Here is a 17346-nt window from a genome sequence, read left to right on the forward strand (position 1 = left end):
GTGCCCGTCCTGCGCATCGACTCCCTGAGCGATCCGAGGCTTGGCGACTACGCCCACCTCACCGACGTCGCACTCAAGAAGGCGCGAGGCACGGAACACGGCCTCTATCTCGCCGAGTCGCTGCTCGTCTTCGAGCGGGCACTGCGCGCGGGGCATGCTCCCCGCTCCGTGCTGGCGCTCGGAACCTCGACTGAGGAGGCTCAGGCGGCGCTCGCGGAGCACGGCTTCGCCGACGTGCCGATCTTCACGGGGCCGGGCGAGCTCCTCGCCGAGCTCACCGGCTACGTGCTTCACCGCGGACTCATCGCCTCGATGAATCGCCCGGCGCTCTCGAACCCGGCGGAGCTCATCCGGAACGCCCGCCGGATCGTCGTTCTCGAGAACGTGGTCGACCCCACCAACGTGGGCGCGATCTTCCGCTCGGCGGGCGCGATCGGAGCCGATGCGATTCTCGTGACGCCACGCTGCTCCGACCCCTTCTACCGCCGGGCCATCCGGGTGAGCATGGGCACCGTGCTGCAGGTGCCCTGGACCCGCGTGGGCGAATGGCCCGAGACGCGTGAGCTGCTGGTCGAGGCCGGTTTCCACGTCGCCGCGCTGGCTCTGACTCCGGATGCCGTCAGCCTGCGCGACTTCCAGGCTCGGCTTCCCGAGAAACTCGCCCTGGTGCTGGGCGCGGAGGGCGAGGGCCTGACGCCCGAGGCGATTGCGGCATCCGACACCGTGGTGCAGATTCCGATGAAGCACGGAATCGACTCGCTGAACGTCGCTGCGGCCAGCGCGGTCGCCATGTGGGCGGTCTCCGGCTGACTGGAGCTACTCCGAGAGAGTGACCACTCCGAGCCCCGGGTCGGCCTGTTTGACCGCGTCCCACGCGCTCGACTGCGTGCACGCCACCCCGACCGACACGAAGACGCCCGCGTCGCCGAACGCGCGCACGGCCAGGTAGTTGCCGTTGGATGCGCCCCAGAGCAGGTCGACGAACTCGACCTTGGCCGACGAGAAGCCTCCGGTGAACGTGTGCTTGGCGAACGCGTCGTCGGAAATCTGTTCTGTGCGCAGCGCCGAGGCCACCTTGCGCGAGGTCTCCTCGTCGTCGCCGGCGGTGACGTCGACGGTGTCGAGGGTCGACTGCCAGATTCGCAGTTTGCAGCCGGTCGACTCGCTCACGTAGCTCATCGTGTCGGCGTCGGACGGCGCGTCTGGATCGACGGCCCAGTCGGTTGCCTCGGGCGGTCTGAAGGTGAGGGCGGCCAGGCTGCCGGAGGGCAGCGTGTAGTCGGAGCCAAAGGTCAGATCGCTGTAGTCGACGTCGCCGGGCGACTCGCTGGATGGCGACGGCACGGGCGACGGGCCGGCTGCAGCGCCGCCCCGCATGACCCCCACGGCCAGCATGAGGACCACCGCGGCAGCCGCGATCGACACGACGAGAGCGAGCGCGCCGCCGACCCCGAGCACGATGAAGAGCGTTCGGTTCGAGGTGGGCTGGCGGTGCGGGGCCGGGGGAGTGCTCATCGTTGATCAGTCTAGGCAGCCGCAACAGCGCAGAGGTCGGCGGTGCGTTCGTACAATGGACGGGTGCCAGTGAACCCCGAACTCGTCGGACGCGTCTTCGCCCCGACCTCTCCCTATCTCGTAGGCCGTGAGAAGGTGCGCGAATTCTCCGCGGCCGTCTTCGCCACGAGCCCGCTCAACACCGACGTCGAGGCGGCCAGGGCCGCCGGCTACGCCGACGTCGTGGCGCCGCCCACCTTCGCGGTGGTGGTGCAGGAGCACACCCTCAAGCAGCTGCTGAGCGAGCCGGATGCCGGTATCGACTTCTCGCGCGTCGTGCACGGCGACCAGCGCTTCACTTTCACCCGTCCGATCGTGGCCGGAGACGAGCTCACGGCCACCCTCAGCGTGGCGAGCATCAAGTCGCTGGGCGGCCACTCCATGGTCACTGCCGAGTCGACCATCGTCGACGCGACGGGCGCGCACGTCGTGACCGCAACATCCACCCTCGTCGTCAGGGGAGACGAATGACCGCCGGAATCACCCTCACGCCTGACGAGCTGACCGCGGGCGACGTCGTCGCGGGCGGACACTTCGCGCTGAGCCGCGACTCGCTGGTGCGCTACGCCGGAGCCAGCGGAGACTTCAATGCCATCCACTACCGCGACGACGTCGCGGCATCCGTCGGCCTGCCCGGGGTGCTCGCGCACGGCATGCTGACCATGGGGCTCGCCGTGCAGCCGGTCGTCGACTGGATCGGCGACCCGGGACGCGTGCTCGACTACCAGGTGCGCTTCACCCGCCCGGTGCTCGTCGACCCCGTCGACGGAGCAGAGCTGATCGTGAGCGCGAAGGTCGGCAAGGTCGACGCCGAGGCGGGCACCGCGCGCATCGACCTGACCGTCACCTACAACGGCGACACGGTTCTCGGCAAGGCGCAGGCCGTCGTCTCCCTGGCGCCAGCCGCTTCAGTATGAGCGGGCGGCACGGGCGGCCGGAACCGCGCGCTAGTGAATCGACAGACGGGTCGGTCGAGGCCCTGGATGTCCCGCTCGGCCCCCTGACGACCCTCAAGGTCGGCGGACCGGCGGCTCGCATCATCGAACCGCAGGGCGAGCCCGAACTGCTGCAGAGCGTGCTCGGCGTCTGGGACTCGGGCGACGACTGGTTCGTGCTCGGCGGTGGCTCCAACGTCGTCATCTCAGACGAGGGCTTCGACGGCACGGTCGTGCGCGTCGCGACCAGGGGAGTGGCGCGAATCGTCGCGCCCAGCGGAACCGTGCGACTGCGCGTGCAGGCCGGCGAACCGTGGGAGGACCTCGTCGCCTACACGGTGGAGCAGGGCTGGTCGGGCCTCGAGGCGCTCTCGGGAATCCCGGGTTCGACCGGCGCATCGCCCATCCAGAACATCGGCGCCTATGGGCAAGAGGCGGGCGACTCCATCGTCTCTGTCGACTTTCTCGACTATGGCACCGGCCGCGTCGAGCGCATCGCACGCGACGACCTCGAGCTCGGCTACCGCACGAGCGTCTTCAAGAAAGGTCGGCGCGGAGTCGTGCTCTCGGTCACGTTCTCGCTGACCGACTCCGACGACTCCGCCGAGCCGCTCGGACCTCTCGCTCTCGGCAACCCGATCGCGTATCCGCAGCTGGCCACCGCTCTCGGCGTCGCCGTTGGAGACAGGGTCGCGCTGGGCGCCGTGCGTTCGGCGGTTTTGTCTCTGCGGGCATCCAAGGGCATGGTCCTGGATGCCGCGGATCCCGATTCCGTCAGCGCCGGCTCGTTCTTCACCAACCCGATCGTCTCCGAGAACTTCGCCCGCGGGCTGCCGTCGGATGCACCGCGCTGGCTCGTCGAGCCCGAGCAGGAACCGATCGTGGTCGCGCTGCCCGATCCCGAGTCGGGGCTCGCCGTCGATCTGTCGGGCCCGCTCGGCGGAGCCGCGTCGACGTCCGCATCGTCGGAGCCGCAGGTCAAGTTGAGCGCCGCGTGGCTGATCGAGCGCGCGGGAATCGGCAGGGGCTTCTCGCTGCCAGGATCCCGTGCCGCGATCTCGTCGAAGCACACCCTCGCGATCGTGAACACGGGTGGCGCCACAGCCGCCGATATCGCGGAACTGTCGCGGTACATCCAAAATCGCGTGTCTGCGGAGTTCGGCGTCGTGCTGCAACCGGAGCCCGTCTTCGTCTAGCGCACTCTGACGTTATTTCGTCGACACATGCGCTAGCCTCGGCGGGTGGTTCGATTCAGTCGGGGGATGCGCCCCCTCGTGGTGATGGTCGTTATGGTCGGCGTGTTGGGCGTTGCGGGCTGCGCGCCGTCAGACGGTCCGGATGCTCCGACCTCGAGCCAGGCTGCGGGGTCGGCACTGTCGACGGAGCAGGCGCAGAGGCTCGCGATCTTCCGCTTCAACAACTTCGACAGCGGCGTTCGCGCCGTGACGTTCAGTATCCCCGGCCAGCAACCAGTGCAGTTCTCGGGCTGGGTCGACTACGCCGCAGGGGCGGGATACGGCTTCGCCTCGACCACCGTCGACGGCGCGGCCGACACCGGGCTGCTGCGGTTCACGCCGCAGACGCTCGGCTATCAGCCGACGACGCTCGACAAGGCGCCCCTTCCCGTGCCGGCCGACGGCTGGCAGGAGAGCGACCTCGACCCGTCGGCGACGAGCCTGTCGAACGTGGTCGCCGTTCTGTTGAGCCTGGGCAACGACCGGCCTGACAATCCGCAGCTCCTGCAGCAGACGGATGCCCTCTGGCTGCGCTCCGACGACGTCGACGGAGTGGCGGTCGACGTGTTCGCGAGCCCCACCTCGGATACGCCGGCGACGGCCGCACCGTCGAACGCGGCACCGACCATCCGGTACTGGATCGACGAGACCGGCCACCTGATGAAGGCAGAGATCCCCGTGTCGGGCCAGGCCGACACATGGACGACGGTGGAGTTCTCCGACGCCGACCCGAGTGTCAGCCTGGCTGTGCCGACGCAGTAGGAGCGGCGATCGGCACGATCATGTGTTCGTTCGGCTGATGCTCATGGGGATGTCAATGGTGAGTACTGCCCATGCGCTCACCTCGGCGCGCTAACGGCTGACTGCTAGGGTTTTTACACCAAGCACCCCCCAAAAAGGAGTACCTCTCAATGCGAATTTCGCGCACAAAGACCACATCGCTGATCGGCGCGCTCGCCATCACCGGACTTCTGCTGACCGGTTGCGCCGGCGGACAGAGCAAGGCCGACGCCTGCAAGGTTCTCGAGTCGGGTCTCACCGACCTTCAGAGCGAACTGACGAGCAGCCTCTCTGACGCGGCTACCGATCCGGAGGGGGCTTCCGAGGCTCTACAGACGGTCTCCGACAAGTTCTCCGACAACGTGTCGAAGGTCTCGAACGACGAGGTCAAGAAGGTCGCCGACGACGCAGACAAGGCTCTGGGTTCGCTCGTCAGCGAATTCAAGACGTACTCGAAAGACCCGGCTTCGGCCGACACGACGGCTCTGACCGACGCTTCGAGCGACGTTCAGGACACCTTCCTGGCCCTCTCGAAGGTCTGCAACTAGCAGTAGAGACGAAGCGGGCCTGGGGTGCAGCACCCCCGGCTCGCTTCTTTTTTTAAGACGCCGGATGCCCGTGGCCTGGGCGCGCGCAGCGTCTTACGACCTAACGTGAGGGTTCGTCACGTTGCAAGCGCTCTCAGAAATGTCTAACTTGAGCTAATAGGCAGGGGCCGACAGGGATGTGGGGATCTGGTCCGGGGGGACCGGTCGGCCTCTGCCACGCACTTGCCGTGCGGTGCGCTCGGAGATGTTAGACGACGACGGCGTTCAAGACCTCGTCGAGCAGTAGCGATGCGTCTTCGTCGCTGACTCGGCGCGCGAGTGCGAGCTCGGAGATCAGCACCTGGCGCGCCTTGAGCAGCAGTCGCTTCTCGCCGGCGGAGACGCCCTGCGCCTGCTCGCGACGCCACAGGTCGCGCACGACCTCGGCGACACGGTGCACGCTGCCCGAGGCCATCTTCTCCTGGTTCGCCTTGTAGCGGCGCGACCAGTTTCCGGGCTCTTCGACGAAGTCGTTCTGCAGAACGGCGAAGACCTCGTCGACACCGGCGGCGTCGATCACGTCGCGCACTCCGACGAGCTCGACGTTGTCGATCGGAAGCTTGATGATGAGATCGCTCGTGTGCACCCGCAGCGTCATGTAGCGCTTGTCTTCGCCCTTGACCTTCTTGGTCTCGAGTTCCGTGATGGTGACCGCTCCGTGGTGCGGGTAGACGAGGGTCTCTCCAATATCGAATTTCACGACTGGGCTTCTCTTTTCTTTGTGACGTGGTGTGCGGAAGGTGAGATCTGAGGTGAGCGCTGGTCTGAGGACCTGGCCCGAGGAGTCACTTGAGCCACGGTGGCAGCAGGGTGATGAGTTCGTCGACCAGTTCGTCTTCACTGATGTCGTGATGGTCGGACACCCACGCGCTGAGCAGGCTCACGGTGCCGCCGGCGACGTAGGTCGCGGCGAGGCGGGCCCGGATGGCGGCAGGCCCCGAGGTGGGTGCTGAGAACGACGCGAGTACCTGCTCGGCATACGCGGCGATGACGTCGTCGAAGGCGCGTCGCGACAGGGGGAGGCCGAGCGCGTGCGAGTAGAGGGACTCTCGCTGAGCGAAGTGCTGCACGAGTCGCGTGTAGCTCTCGCGGAGGCTGGCTGCGGGGTTGGGCTCTCCGGGGTTGGGAGCGGCGACGCTCGCGAACTCCTGTCGAAGCAGGGCGACCGCCAGGTCGTCGAGGCTGGAGAAATGCGCGTAGAACGAGCTGCGGCTGATCTTCGCCTCACGCACGATGTCGCTGACAGAGATGTCGCCGGAGTCGGCGGAGTGGAGCCGAGCCACCGCGGACAGGATTCCCTGTCGCGTGCGAGCCGCTCTCGGGTCTGCCGGAGCGTCGGAGGAGAATCGAGAACTGTCGGGCATTACAGCACTTCGCACAGTTGACATCATGGCAGTCTATCACGATTTCTCGGACACCTGTCCGATAAATGCGAGAGATGCTTAGTTCGCCTAGCGACCGGGCCTTAGAATCAAGCCATGGAATCGTCGGAGGTGCGCGCTTCGGGCTATTGGTATGGCGACGACGTCGAGTTGAAGACCGGCGTCGACGCTCTCAACGCCCTGCGCCGCTACCGGGTGGCAGAGATGGATATGCGCCGTCGAACGCGAGCGGCGCTGCGGCTCAACGAGACCGACATCACTGCGCTGCGTTTCGTGGTGAACGCCGAGCGCGACTCGCGGGCCGTGAGTCCGAAAGACCTGGCCGGCCATCTCGCCATCTCGTCGGCATCCACGACCGTGTTGGTAGACCGTCTCGTCGCGAGCGGCCACCTCAGCCGGGCAAAGCATCCGAGCGATGGCCGGGCGGTCGTGTTGACGGCCACGGCCATGACTCACGCCGATATGGGCGAGGTCTTCGGAGACATGCACCATCGCATGATGGAGGTTGCCCGGGGGCTCGACGGGCACGAGGCCACCGTGATCACGACGTTTCTGGAGCGAATGAGCGACGCGGTGTCGAAGTCGGATAAATAGCTAGATAAACTAAATAGGTGGGAAAACTCATCTACGGCCCGACCGGCCTCGAAATCGACATCGACGACCGTGTGCTCGCTCACATGCGAGTCGTCGTCAACGCCAAGTTCCGACGCGGAGAATCGTTCCTCTTCAACTGGGAGCACAACTCCGACGAAGGCAATGGGCGCAGCTCCATCTGGATGCATCCGACGATTCCCCTGCATATCCGTTTCTACGGCAACCGCCAGCCACCCGTGAACCGCGCCTGGATCGAGGCCCTCATGGTGACGGCGAACAGCGCGAACGGCATGGTGCTGATCGCCGAGCCCGGGGGAACGACCCCGCAGACGTAAGACGCGCTATGCGGTAGCGCCGCTCGTGGCCGCCAGGGCATCCATGACCTGAGTCGCCACGATCCGACCTGCACGATTGGCGCCGATCGTGCTCGCCTGGGGGCCGAAGCCGGCCAAAAAGACGTGCGGATCGCGCAGCGAGCGCCCCTTCGCGACGGCCACCCCACCGCCCGTCTCGCGCAGATGCAGCGGCGCCAGGTGCCCCAGTTCGGCGCGGAAGCCGGTCGCCCAGATGATGGCGTCGGCGTGCTGGAACGAGCCGTCTGACCAACGCACCCCATCGGCTTCGATCGACGAGAACATGGGGCGGTCGACGAGAACGCCGCGCTCGCGACCTGCGACGTTGCGAGGACTCGCCGGCAGTCCTGTGCCGCTCGACACGCTCGGAATCGGAAGGCCGGCTCGAGCCGCCGCGTCGGCGCGTTCTACTGCCGCGACCTTGGAATGCTCATCCATCGTGAACTCGACGGGCCGCCTCGTGACCCAGGTGGTCGACGCGGCGACGCCCTCGAGTTCGAGGAGGAACCCGACCGCGGAGGTTCCTCCGCCGACGACGATGACGTCGAGGCCTGCCAGGTCGCCCGCCGCCCGGTAGTCGGGTGTCGACAGCTGGATGCCCGCGAACGCGTCGGCGCCCGGATACGACGGGAGGAACGGTCGTGCCCACGTTCCGCTGGCGTTCACGACGACCTCGGCTCGCACAGCGCCACGACTGGTCTGCACCTCGTAGCGCCCGTCGGGCACTTTTGTGACGCCCGTCACCTCGACGGGACGCACGACCTCGAGCTCGAAGTGCCGTTCGTAACGCTCGTAATAGTCGCTCACCACGTCTCGTGCGGGCAGCGACTGGTCGGCGGTCGAGAAGCTGAGACCGAGTTCGCTCATACCGGGAAGGTCGTCGACCTTGTGGGCGGTGTCGAGTCGAAGCGATTCCCAGCGGAACTGCCAGGCTCCTCCGGCCCGCGGTCCGCGGTCGAGGATGACGACGTCGCGCCCGGGAACGAGCCCGAGGCGGCGCAGGTGGAAGGCGACGGAGAGCCCCGCCTGGCCGGCGCCGATGATGACGACGCGGGTGTCGTGGGGGAGTTCTGTGCTCACGAGCGCCTCAACCGCGCACGGGCGCGTTTTATTGCCGAGCTACGCGCCGCAACTCAGGAGGAACCGGACGAAAACGGCGTTCTCGCCCGCCACCGCCCTGATCTTCCTGAAAAGGGGCATTCCGCCGTCGGAGGGTCGGGGCTAGCTTTGACGCATGTGCGGACGATTTGTCGTGGCGAAGGCATCAGGAGACCTGCTCTCGGGTCTGATGGACGGCCTGCCAGAGCTCGAAGACAACTACAACGTGGCCCCGACCGACGACGTGGCGGTCGTGCGGCAGCGCAAGGAGCATCCACGGGAGCTCGACGCGGTGCGCTGGGGCTTCGTGCCCGGGTGGTACCCCGACCTCACCAAGCGACCGCAGCCCATCAACGCCCGCATCGAAACGGTGGCGACCTCGGGCATGTACCGACGGGCGTTTCAGTCGCAGCGCTGCATCGTGCCTGCGGCGGGCTACTACGAGTGGACGATCCTGCCTGACGGCTCGAAGCAGCCGCACTTCATCTTCGCGCCCGAGCAGGCGCTGGCGATGGCCGGCATCGTCTCGGCGTGGCGCGACAAGTCGAAGCCCGACGACGACCCCGATCGGTGGGTGATCTCGATGGCCATCATCACCCGAGACGCCCATGTGGCGCCCGGCGAGGTGCACGATCGTATGCCTGCGATTCTCACTCCGAACGGCTACGACGCGTGGCTGGGCGCCGACCTCGATTCCGACGCACTTCTGCACCTGCTCGACGCCGAATCGGTCGAGGTGGCGCACGAGTTGAAGCACTACGAAGTGTCGAAGCAGGTCAACAGCGTGCGCAATAACGGCCCCGAGCTGATCGAGCCGCTGGCCTGAGGTCTGAGCCCCTCCTACGCGCAGAAGTCGCCGATCGTGCGCTCGAGCACCTGGGCGACGGTCTCAACCGAGGCGAGGTCGACCCATTCGCTGGCCGCGTGTGCCCCGCCGCCCGTTACTCCGAAGAGCACGGCGGGAATGCCGGCCGCGGCCAGAAGGGCGCAGTCTGTCCAGAAGGGTTCGCCCCGCAGAACGGGCGGTTTTGCGGTGACGGCCTCGACGTTCGCCAGCACGCTCTGCACGACGGCCGACGAGCGGTCCGCTTCGAAGGGCGGCTCGACGAGGCCGGGCACGATGCGGTACTCGAACCCGGGATGCTCGGCCGAGACCGCGACCAGGAGTGCGTCGATCTCGCCGACGATCGTGTCGACATCCTGGCCGGGAAGCGTGCGCCACTCGATGCCGATCGTGCACTCCGCCGGGTAGCTCGACATCTCGACGCCGCCGCGCACGAGAGACGCGTGCACGTTGGCCGCACCGAGAAACGGATGCTCGGGTCGAGTCGTGAGCTCATGCGCCAGGTCGCCGAGTCGGGCGAGAAAACGGCCCGCCTGCACGATGGCGTCGCGGCCGAGGTCGGGACGTGAGCCGTGAGCCGCGCGGCCCGTGATGACGACCTCGAGCCAGACGAGTCCTCGGTGCGCGAGCGTGACCTCGCCGTCGCTCGGTTCGACCACGATGGCGCCGTCTGCCGAGAACCGCTTCAGAACCTCGACGGTGCCGGCGCTCTCGAACTCCTCGTCGGCGACGAGCGCGAGCACGATGTCGCCCCGGTGTGGCCGCGTCCCAGCGGCCGCAGCAGCCACCATGATCGCGGCGATCCCCGACTTCATGTCGTAGGTGCCCCGCCCGAACATCGCGCCGTCGCGAATCACAGGAGCGAGCCCGTCTCCGTCGTAGCTGTCGAGTGAGACGGTGTCGATGTGTCCGTTGAGCATTAGCGATCGCCCCCCGCCCGTGCCGCGCCAGGTCGCGACGATGGACGGGCGGCCGGCAGTAGCCTCGAGTCGCTCGATGTCACATCCATGGGGCGTCAGCCAGTCGGTGATGAAGTCGGCGACGGCTGCCTCGCCGCGGCCGGTGCTGCCGAGATCGGGATTCGATGAATCGATCTCGACGAGTCGTCGCAGGAGCGAGACGAGTTCGGACTCGCCGGTGTCGGCAGTGCTCTGCCCTGGGCTGTCGACGATCTCGCTCATGACTCCATTGTCTCGTGACCGGGGCCGTGGCGTGGGCGTGTTTGAGAAGAGGCCCGTCGAGCCGTCTTAGATGCTCCACTCCATGCGTTCTTCGTCGGTACGTGACAGAATGTCACGAGATGGGACTCGCACGTCGATAAATCCTCAGCAATCGGATGTATTCTCCTCCTATGACCGTCGTTTCGACCACCGATGAGCGCGCTCTCGTGCGCCGTCTTCTTGTCGACCACTCCGTGGCCGGCGCAGAGGACTTCGGGCGTTTCGTCAACGACCGCCGCTACTTCGACACCTCGTCTTTCGACTCGAAAGCGGCCACGCCGGTGCTGATCGAGGCCCTCCCGTTCCTGACCGATCCTGGGGTCATCGAGACCGTCGCCCTGCATCTGAAGAATCCCGCCGCGCGTCCAGCGGCGTTCGGTGCGCTCCACACGGCATTTCTCGAGTGGGGCGCCGTGCGTCGCGGACGTGTCGGATGGCAACTCGGTGAGGCGCTCGTCAACGCGGCGCCGATACGCGAGACGTCGCTCGTTCTCGCGATAGCGACCGATTCTGCGTATGGCACGAACCGACAGCCCGTCGTCCTCGGTCTGCCGCGTTTTCGTCGCGCTCCCGAGACGGAGCGTGCCCTCCGCGAGCTGGTCCACGACATCGATGTCGCGCAGCAGGCGATGTACTCGCTGCGCCGCGTCGTGGGGCCACAGCTGACGGTCGACGCCCTCGAAGACGTGCGCAGTGCGCATCCGGATTCGACGCTCGAGCGACTCGCTCGTCACGAGATCCGCAAGATCAATCGCACCCTCCGGCGCCATGACGCCGAGACTGCTGCTGCCGTCGCTGCCGCCGTTGCCCTCCCCGTGACAGACTCGCTCGCCCCTGCCGACGACGCGCCGCCGCTCGACGCCATCACCGTCTAGCGCAGCCACGGGCATCCAGCTCCCCTACGTCAGGGAGCGAGCGACGGCGTCGTCCTGATTCCGAAGCTGTGCTTCAACGCGCTCTTCGCCGCGTACCAGCCGGCGAGGCCGTGCACGCCGGGACCGGGCGGGGTCGACGACGAGCAGAGGTAGATGCCCGATGCCGGCGTGCGCCACGGGTCGAACGAGGGCACCGGCCTGCTGATGAGCTGCGCGAGAGTAGCGGCGCCCGCCGCGATATCGCCGCCGATGTAGTTGGGGTTGTAGTTCTCCATGTCGCGCGCGGTCATGCTCGCGGACGCGAGGATCAGGTCTCGGAAGCCCGGCGCGAACCGTTCGATCTGCCTGATGATCGCCTCGGTCTGGTCTATCGCGGAGTCCTTCGGCACATGCGTGTAGGCCCAGAGCACGTGTTTTCCCGCGGGGGCGCGGCTCGGGTCGAAGCCTGACGGCTGGGCCACGAGCACATAGGGATTCGAGGCATGCCGACCAGCCGCGACGTCGGCCTCGGACGCCGCGATCTCGGCCCGGGTTCCACCGACGTGCACGGTCCCGGCCTTGTGCAGCTCTGCATTCGTCCACGGCACGGGCCCCGCCAGCGCGAAGTCGACCTTGGCCACTCCGTTGCCGTAGCGGAACTTGCGCAGCGCCCTCGTGTAGACCGTGCGCAGCCGTCGGCCCGCGATGTCGGCAACCGCGCGCGGCGTCGTGTCGAAGAGCACAGCGGTCGACGACGGCAGCTGGTCGAGCGACCGGATGCCGGCATCCGTCTCGATCTGCCCGCCGTGCGCCACGAGATCGGCGGCCATCGCATCCACGATCGCCTGGCTGCCGCCGACCGGCACGGGCCAGCCGCGACCGTGCGCGTAGCTGCCGAGGCTCAGTGCGGCGGCCGCGGTGACCGGGCTGGGCATGGGCCGGATGGCGTGGGCCGCGATGCCGGCCAGCATGGCGGGCGCGACATCGCCCTGAAAGCGGGCATTCCAGGTGGGCAGGCCTTGCTCGAGCACTCTCAGGCCGAACAGCGCGGCCGTGATGGGCTGACGCGGAGCCATGAGCAGGTTCGAGCCTGCGAGGCGCGCGACCTGATCGGCGCGCTCCACGAGCGGGGCCATCAGCGAATGGAAGGCGGCTCCGTCGCGGCCGAGGGCGCTCACCGTGCGGGCGAGGTCGTGATACGCGATTCCCGCTCGGCCGCCGTCGAGCGGATGCCCGTAGGAGACCTCGGGAACCACCAGCTCGATGCGCTTCTCGAGCCCGAAGCGCTGAAAGAATCCCGAGGCCAGGGCCATCGGATGAACGGCCGAGCAGACGTCGTGCAGAAAGCCGGGAAGCGTCAGCTCCTTCGTGCGGGCGCCCCCGCCGATCGTCGAGTTCTTCTCGTAGACGCGCACCGATAGCCCGGCACGGGCCAGGGTCACGGCCGCGGCAAGACCGTTCGGACCTGTGCCGACGACGACCGCATCCACTTCGCTCATGCCGACCAGCCTACGACCGGCTTAGTCGCGTAACCACAGCGGTCGCAGCCATCGCTGCGCCGCCGACCGCGGCGGCGCCCAGGGTGACGGCGGCCGCGGCCATCGTCTTGCGGTGTCCGATCGCCCAGGTCGCCGGGCTTCCGTTTCGGGCGTCGCTGCCGAAGATGCCGCGCGCGCCCTTGTCGCCCGTCGCGGGCTCGTAGAGGTTGTTGGGCAGCATCGCCTCGACCTTCTCCGGTGCCTGCTGTCCGTCGTATCCGACCTTCGCGAGGTACGTGTCGAGCCAGCCGGCGACGAAGCGGTTGCCCAGAACGGTCTTGATCGTCGGCTCGCCCACCCACGTGCGGCGACGGGGGTGATCCGCGACATCGGCCACGGCCTTCGCGCCGACCTCGGGCTGGTAGATCGGGGGCACCGGCTGCGGGTGATGGGGCAGCTGCGACTTGACCCAGTTGAACTGGATCGTGTTGAGGGCCGGCATATCGACGGTGGAGATGCGCACGGGGCTCTTAGCGTGGATGAGCTCGGTGGTGACCGACTCGGTGAACCCCTTCACGGCGTGCTTCGCTCCGCAGTACGCAGCCTGAAGGGGGATGCCCCGGTGGGCGAGGGCCGATCCGATCTGGATGACGTGGCCGCGCTCGCGGGGAACCATGCGCGAGAGAGCCGCACGGGTTCCGTTGACGAAGCCGAAGTAGTTCACCTGCGTCGCGCGCTCGAAGTCGGCTGGCTCGGTCGTAAGAAAGTCGCCGAAGACCCCGACCATCGCGTCATTGACCCAGAGCTCGATCGGCCCGAGCTCTGTTTCCACACGGTCGGCTGCCGATTCGACGGCCTCGCGATCGGCGACATCCGTGCTGATGCCGAGGGCGCGACCTCCTCGGATCTGCACGTCGGAGACGGCGCCCGCCAGTCCGTCTTCGCCTCGCGCGAGCACGGCCACGTCCCATCCTCGGTCGGCGAGTTCCCTCACGATGGCTCGGCCGAGTCCGGCGGTTCCTCCGGTGACGACGGCTACTCCACGACTCATGACACTCCTTCGGTTGCACGCGGATTTCCCCGTGCTGCGTCGAGTCTGTGCCACCTCGCCCGAAAGCGCGCCCCGGTCGACAGGTTCGGAGAAATGACGTATGCGAGTGCCGCTGTCAGTAAGCTCCTCACATGAAATCCGCCACGATCTACGATGTGGCCGAACGAGCGGGCGTCTCCCACCAGACGGTCAGCCGATACCTCAGAGGCTTCGAGGGTATCCGGCCGAATACCCGAGAGAAGGTCGAGCACGCGCTGGCCGAGCTCGAATACAAGCCGAACTCGGCGGCTCGGTTCTTGCGCCTGCGTCGCACGAACAGGATCGGCTACCTCGCGGATCGGATGGATCAGTCGGGGCCCTCGCGCACCCTCGTCGGTGCGGCCGCCGCCGCGCGCGAGCTTGGCTATGTTCTCGACATCGTCTCGGTCGACGGCGGCGATGAGGCATCGGTGCGGGAGGCGCTCGATGTGATTCTGCAGGACCAGATCGCCGGCATCGTTCTCTCGGCCCAGACGCAGACCGGTCGTGCGGCCGTCGAGGATCGAGAGCTGTCGATCCCCGTGGCTAGAGATTTCGATCTGCGCGGCGCCGACGGCCGGGAGACTCTGAACTCTGCGGCTGGCCGGGTCGCCGCAGAGCACCTCGTCGCGCTTGGCCACCGACGTGCCGCATACCTCGCAGGGCCTCCTGTCTGGACGGCGTCGGGGGAGCGAAGGCAGGGTTTCCGTGATGCGTTCACTGCCGCCGGGGGGACGGTCGTTGTGAACGACGAGGGGGACTGGTCGGCCCGCTCCGGTTACGAGGCCGGAGCGCGACTGGCGCGTCGAATCGGTGAGTTCACGGCGATTGCGGTAGCCAACGACAGCATGGCCATGGGCGCCATGGCCGCGCTTGCCGCAGCCGGTGTCCGCGTTCCCGACGAGGTGAGCGTTGTCGGCACCGACGACGCTCCCGAGGCCGAATACATGGTTCCCTCATTGTCGAGCGTGGCTATGGACTTCGCGTTCGAGGGGCGTTTCGTGGTGTCGACCCTCGTCGCCGAGATTGAGGGCAAAGAACCTCACGGTGGACTGGTTCTGCCCACTCCGCGCCTGATTCAACGCAGATCGTCCGCACCGATCGGCGACTGAGCCGCCGTACGGCCTGTCGACCTATTCGTTACCGAACAGGGTCTTGCGCAATCGGAGCCACATCGATTAGTTTCATGTCATCGCAAATGTTATCGACAACATTTCTTGAGAATAGGGTCAACGATGACGACATCTCCTCAGCACTCGGGCATTCTCTTCGGGGCGGCGTACTACGCCGAGTACCAGGAGCCGGGCACGCTCAATCGGGATCTCGACCTGATGGTCGAGGCACACTTCACGGTGATTCGCGTGGGCGAATCTGTCTGGTCGACGTGGGAACCCCGCGAGGGCCGTTTCGAGCTCGACTGGATGCAGCCCGTTCTCGACGGTGCCCACTCCCGCGGTATCTCCGTCATCCTCGGAACCCCGACCTACGCTGTGCCTCCGTGGCTGCAGAAGTTGCACCCAGAGATCGAGGCTGAAAATCCCACTGGTGTGCGCTCCGGTTGGGGTGCACGGCAGGAGATGGATCAGAGTCACCCCGCCTACCGCTTCTACGCCGAGCGGATCGTTCGCAAGATCGTCGAGCGCTACGCCGATCACCCCGCCGTCGTCGGGTACCAGGTCGATAACGAGCCGGGCAATCATCTGCCGCACAATGACCAGGTCTTCCGGCGCTTCGTCGGGTGGCTTCGGGAGCGCTACGGCACTATCGAGCGACTCAACGAAGAGTGGGGCCTGGTGTACTGGTCTCACCGTCTGGGCAGCTTCGACGAACTCTGGCGACCCGACGGCAATACCCAGCCGCAGTACGACCTCGAGTGGCGCCGGTTCCAGGCCACGCTCACAAACGAGCTCATCGCGTGGCAGGCCGGCGTGGTTCGCGAGCACGCACGTGACGACCAGTTCGTCACGACCTGCCTGTCATACTCGCGGCCGCAGCTCGCCGACGATCAGGTGGTGAAGTCTCTCGATGTGACCGCGGGGAACCCCTATTACAAGATGCAAGATGGCTTGACGATCGGCGTCGAGGTCGAGCGCGAGGCGGACTGGTGGCACACCGGCGTCTGGGCACTGATGGAGTGGGGCGACCGGGCCTTCTCGAGCGGGCAGGCCCCGTTCCTGGTGACCGAGACGAACGCCCAATCCATCGGCGGGCCGTGGCAGAATCACCCGCCATTCGACGGCCAGATCAAGCAGGCCGCGCTCGCCCTCGTGGCACGCGGTGCCCGCATGGTGGAGTACTGGCACTGGCACACGCTGCACTTCGGCGTGGAGACCTACTGGGGTGGAGTTCTGCCGCACAGCCAGGTTCCCGGCCGCATCTATCGCGAGGTAGCCGCCCTTGGCGCCACGTTTGCCGCGCTCGGCGGGGCACTCGACGGCATGGAGCCCGACTCCGACGTGCTGATGCTGTGGTCGACCGACACCAAGTGGTCGTTCGAGACCTATCCGCCCCTCGCGACGCCGAGCAGTGGCCCCGACCGCAACTCGTACACGCAGCTCTTCGACGCCCACTACCGCGGGCTCTCCGAAGCGGGTGCGCAGGTGCGCGTGCAGCACGTCGAGCAGTTCCTCGCGTTCGACGCGGCCGAGCTCGTCGAGCGCTGGCCGGTGCTCGTGGCCCCGGCGTTGTACGTCGCGTCCGATGAGACGCTCGATGCTCTCGCCGCCTACGCCGTCGCGGGCGGCCACCTCGTTGTGGGCATCCGCACCGGATACGGGGACGATCTCGCCCGGGCCCGCCGGGTTGCGGCGCCGGCCGTCCTGGCTGGGCCCGCAGGCATCCGGTATGAGGAATACACGAATCTCGACGAGCCGACTGCCGTGCTGGCCGAGACCGAGGGGGAGATCGCCCTCGAAGACGGATCCGCCGCCACCCGCTGGGCCGACGTCGTTCTGCTCGACGGCGCAGACGTGCTGGTGAGCCTGCCCGAGTCCGAAATCGGAACCGGCCCGGTCGTGACGACCCGGGCATCCGGTGCCGGACGGGTGACCTACGTCGCCACGGTACCCAACCCCGAGCTGTCGAGGTCGCTGGCCCGCTGGCTCGTTCCGGATGCTGCTGCCGCGCTCTGGTCTGCGCCGATCCAGGTCACGGTGACGACCGCGTCGCGCCCGAGCCGCGCGAGCGTCGTGTTCGTGTCGAATTGGTCCGGCGAGGAAGCCGTCGTTGTGCCCCCCGCCGCCGTGCGCGACCTCGAGACCGGTGAGGTCTTCTCGGCCGGCGCGCCCCTGACCCTCGCCCGTCGGGCCGCCCGCGTTTTCGAGCGCGTCGTCGTCGGCGAGTAGCACCACCGTCCACCCTCCA

General features: G+C 67.3%; 19 protein-coding genes. 12 read left to right on the forward strand and 7 right to left on the reverse strand.

The window, feature by feature from the left end; genetic code table 11:
- Positions 1-810, forward strand: a complete 810-nt coding sequence (locus tag CCK87_RS00480; protein ID WP_086459566.1) for an RNA methyltransferase — start codon at positions 1-3, stop codon at positions 808-810.
- Between the two features lie 6 nt (positions 811-816).
- On the opposite strand, the gene CCK87_RS00485 is transcribed toward CCK87_RS00480, so the two are convergent.
- Complete coding sequence (locus tag CCK87_RS00485) at positions 817-1515, reverse strand: hypothetical protein (RefSeq protein ID WP_086459567.1); 699 nt, start codon at positions 1513-1515, stop codon at positions 817-819.
- A gap of 63 nt (positions 1516-1578) precedes the next feature.
- On the opposite strand from CCK87_RS00485, the gene CCK87_RS00490 reads away from it, so the two are divergent.
- The 5 genes from CCK87_RS00490 (at position 1579) to CCK87_RS00510 (ending at position 5052) form a co-directional block, all read left to right on the forward strand.
- Positions 1579-2025 (forward strand): MaoC family dehydratase N-terminal domain-containing protein, encoded by a 447-nt coding sequence (locus CCK87_RS00490; protein ID WP_086459568.1) that lies wholly within the window; start codon positions 1579-1581, stop codon positions 2023-2025.
- Positions 2022-2471 (forward strand): MaoC/PaaZ C-terminal domain-containing protein, encoded by a 450-nt coding sequence (locus tag CCK87_RS00495; RefSeq protein ID WP_086459569.1) that lies wholly within the window; start codon positions 2022-2024, stop codon positions 2469-2471. Before CCK87_RS00490 ends, CCK87_RS00495 begins: the two co-directional genes overlap by 4 nt.
- Positions 2468-3685, forward strand: a complete 1218-nt coding sequence (locus CCK87_RS00500) for a UDP-N-acetylmuramate dehydrogenase (RefSeq protein ID WP_086459570.1) — start codon at positions 2468-2470, stop codon at positions 3683-3685. Before CCK87_RS00495 ends, CCK87_RS00500 begins: the two co-directional genes overlap by 4 nt.
- A gap of 45 nt (positions 3686-3730) precedes the next feature.
- The gene (locus CCK87_RS00505; RefSeq protein ID WP_140162732.1) at positions 3731-4486 is read left to right on the forward strand and encodes a hypothetical protein; all 756 of its coding nucleotides are present in this window, start codon (positions 3731-3733) and stop codon (positions 4484-4486) included.
- Between the two features lie 149 nt (positions 4487-4635).
- Positions 4636-5052, forward strand: a complete 417-nt coding sequence (locus tag CCK87_RS00510) for a hypothetical protein (RefSeq protein WP_086459572.1) — start codon at positions 4636-4638, stop codon at positions 5050-5052.
- 247 nt (positions 5053-5299) lie between these two features.
- Here CCK87_RS00510 and CCK87_RS00515 read toward each other — a convergent pair whose 3' ends face one another.
- Positions 5300-5791, reverse strand: a complete 492-nt coding sequence (locus CCK87_RS00515; protein ID WP_044442618.1) for a CarD family transcriptional regulator — start codon at positions 5789-5791, stop codon at positions 5300-5302.
- A gap of 85 nt (positions 5792-5876) precedes the next feature.
- Entirely contained in the window at positions 5877-6455 is a 579-nt protein-coding gene (locus CCK87_RS00520; protein WP_170927086.1) for a TetR/AcrR family transcriptional regulator, read from the reverse strand.
- 114 nt (positions 6456-6569) lie between these two features.
- Here CCK87_RS00520 and CCK87_RS00525 point away from each other — a divergent pair, with 114 nt between their 5' ends.
- Together CCK87_RS00525 and CCK87_RS00530 are read left to right on the forward strand one after the other, a co-directional pair.
- Positions 6570-7067 (forward strand): MarR family transcriptional regulator, encoded by a 498-nt coding sequence (locus CCK87_RS00525; protein ID WP_086459574.1) that lies wholly within the window; start codon positions 6570-6572, stop codon positions 7065-7067.
- Positions 7068-7084: 17 nt separating this feature from the next.
- Positions 7085-7402, forward strand: coding sequence for an ATP-dependent DNA ligase (locus CCK87_RS00530; RefSeq protein WP_086459575.1), 318 nt, complete (start codon positions 7085-7087; stop codon positions 7400-7402).
- A 6-nt stretch (positions 7403-7408) separates the two neighbouring features.
- Here the strand turns inward: CCK87_RS00530 and CCK87_RS00535 are convergent, their stop codons facing one another.
- Complete coding sequence (locus CCK87_RS00535; RefSeq protein WP_086459576.1) at positions 7409-8500, reverse strand: FAD-dependent oxidoreductase; 1092 nt, start codon at positions 8498-8500, stop codon at positions 7409-7411.
- 154 nt (positions 8501-8654) lie between these two features.
- Here CCK87_RS00535 and CCK87_RS00540 point away from each other — a divergent pair, with 154 nt between their 5' ends.
- A complete protein-coding gene (locus tag CCK87_RS00540) occupies positions 8655-9344 on the forward strand; it encodes an SOS response-associated peptidase (RefSeq protein WP_086459577.1) in 690 nt (229 codons plus the stop codon).
- Between the two features lie 14 nt (positions 9345-9358).
- Here the strand turns inward: CCK87_RS00540 and CCK87_RS00545 are convergent, their stop codons facing one another.
- Positions 9359-10543 (reverse strand): M20/M25/M40 family metallo-hydrolase, encoded by a 1185-nt coding sequence (locus CCK87_RS00545; RefSeq protein ID WP_086459578.1) that lies wholly within the window; start codon positions 10541-10543, stop codon positions 9359-9361.
- 170 nt (positions 10544-10713) lie between these two features.
- Between CCK87_RS00545 and CCK87_RS00550 the strand changes: the two genes are divergently transcribed.
- Complete coding sequence (locus tag CCK87_RS00550; protein WP_086459579.1) at positions 10714-11457, forward strand: hypothetical protein; 744 nt, start codon at positions 10714-10716, stop codon at positions 11455-11457.
- Between the two features lie 29 nt (positions 11458-11486).
- Here the strand turns inward: CCK87_RS00550 and CCK87_RS00555 are convergent, their stop codons facing one another.
- Both CCK87_RS00555 and CCK87_RS00560 read right to left on the reverse strand, forming a co-directional pair.
- Positions 11487-12935: an NAD(P)/FAD-dependent oxidoreductase gene (locus tag CCK87_RS00555; protein WP_086459580.1), complete on the reverse strand. Its 1449-nt coding sequence runs from the start codon at positions 12933-12935 to the stop codon at positions 11487-11489.
- Between the two features lie 10 nt (positions 12936-12945).
- The gene (locus CCK87_RS00560) at positions 12946-13965 is read right to left on the reverse strand and encodes an SDR family oxidoreductase (RefSeq protein ID WP_086459581.1); all 1020 of its coding nucleotides are present in this window, start codon (positions 13963-13965) and stop codon (positions 12946-12948) included.
- Between the two features lie 131 nt (positions 13966-14096).
- On the opposite strand from CCK87_RS00560, the gene CCK87_RS00565 reads away from it, so the two are divergent.
- Together CCK87_RS00565 and CCK87_RS00570 are read left to right on the forward strand one after the other, a co-directional pair.
- Positions 14097-15095: a LacI family DNA-binding transcriptional regulator gene (locus CCK87_RS00565; protein WP_086459582.1), complete on the forward strand. Its 999-nt coding sequence runs from the start codon at positions 14097-14099 to the stop codon at positions 15093-15095.
- A gap of 123 nt (positions 15096-15218) precedes the next feature.
- Positions 15219-17327, forward strand: coding sequence for a beta-galactosidase (locus CCK87_RS00570; protein ID WP_086459583.1), 2109 nt, complete (start codon positions 15219-15221; stop codon positions 17325-17327).
- Positions 17328-17346: the final 19 nt, after the last annotated feature.

The organism is Agreia sp. VKM Ac-1783 (assembly GCF_900177765.1).
Taxonomy (GTDB): domain Bacteria; phylum Actinomycetota; class Actinomycetes; order Actinomycetales; family Microbacteriaceae; genus Agreia.

Bases quoted from the DNA above. Each gene is read 5' to 3' on its own strand.
- CCK87_RS00570 (WP_086459583.1), top strand. From the start codon at position 15,219: ATGACGACATCTCCTCAGCACTCGGGCATTCTCTTCGGGGCGGCGTAC.
- CCK87_RS00545 (WP_086459578.1), bottom strand. From the start codon at position 10,543: ATGAGCGAGATCGTCGACAGCCCAGGGCAGAGCACTGCCGACACCGGC.
- CCK87_RS00525 (WP_086459574.1), top strand. From the start codon at position 6,570: ATGGAATCGTCGGAGGTGCGCGCTTCGGGCTATTGGTATGGCGACGAC.
- CCK87_RS00520 (WP_170927086.1), bottom strand. From the start codon at position 6,455: ATGCCCGACAGTTCTCGATTCTCCTCCGACGCTCCGGCAGACCCGAGA.
- CCK87_RS00550 (WP_086459579.1), top strand. From the start codon at position 10,714: ATGACCGTCGTTTCGACCACCGATGAGCGCGCTCTCGTGCGCCGTCTT.
- CCK87_RS00510 (WP_086459572.1), top strand. From the start codon at position 4,636: ATGCGAATTTCGCGCACAAAGACCACATCGCTGATCGGCGCGCTCGCC.
- CCK87_RS00540 (WP_086459577.1), top strand. From the start codon at position 8,655: ATGTGCGGACGATTTGTCGTGGCGAAGGCATCAGGAGACCTGCTCTCG.
- CCK87_RS00555 (WP_086459580.1), bottom strand. From the start codon at position 12,935: ATGAGCGAAGTGGATGCGGTCGTCGTCGGCACAGGTCCGAACGGTCTT.
- CCK87_RS00495 (WP_086459569.1), top strand. From the start codon at position 2,022: ATGACCGCCGGAATCACCCTCACGCCTGACGAGCTGACCGCGGGCGAC.
- CCK87_RS00565 (WP_086459582.1), top strand. From the start codon at position 14,097: ATGAAATCCGCCACGATCTACGATGTGGCCGAACGAGCGGGCGTCTCC.
- CCK87_RS00500 (WP_086459570.1), top strand. From the start codon at position 2,468: ATGAGCGGGCGGCACGGGCGGCCGGAACCGCGCGCTAGTGAATCGACA.
- CCK87_RS00560 (WP_086459581.1), bottom strand. From the start codon at position 13,965: ATGAGTCGTGGAGTAGCCGTCGTCACCGGAGGAACCGCCGGACTCGGC.
- CCK87_RS00485 (WP_086459567.1), bottom strand. From the start codon at position 1,515: ATGAGCACTCCCCCGGCCCCGCACCGCCAGCCCACCTCGAACCGAACG.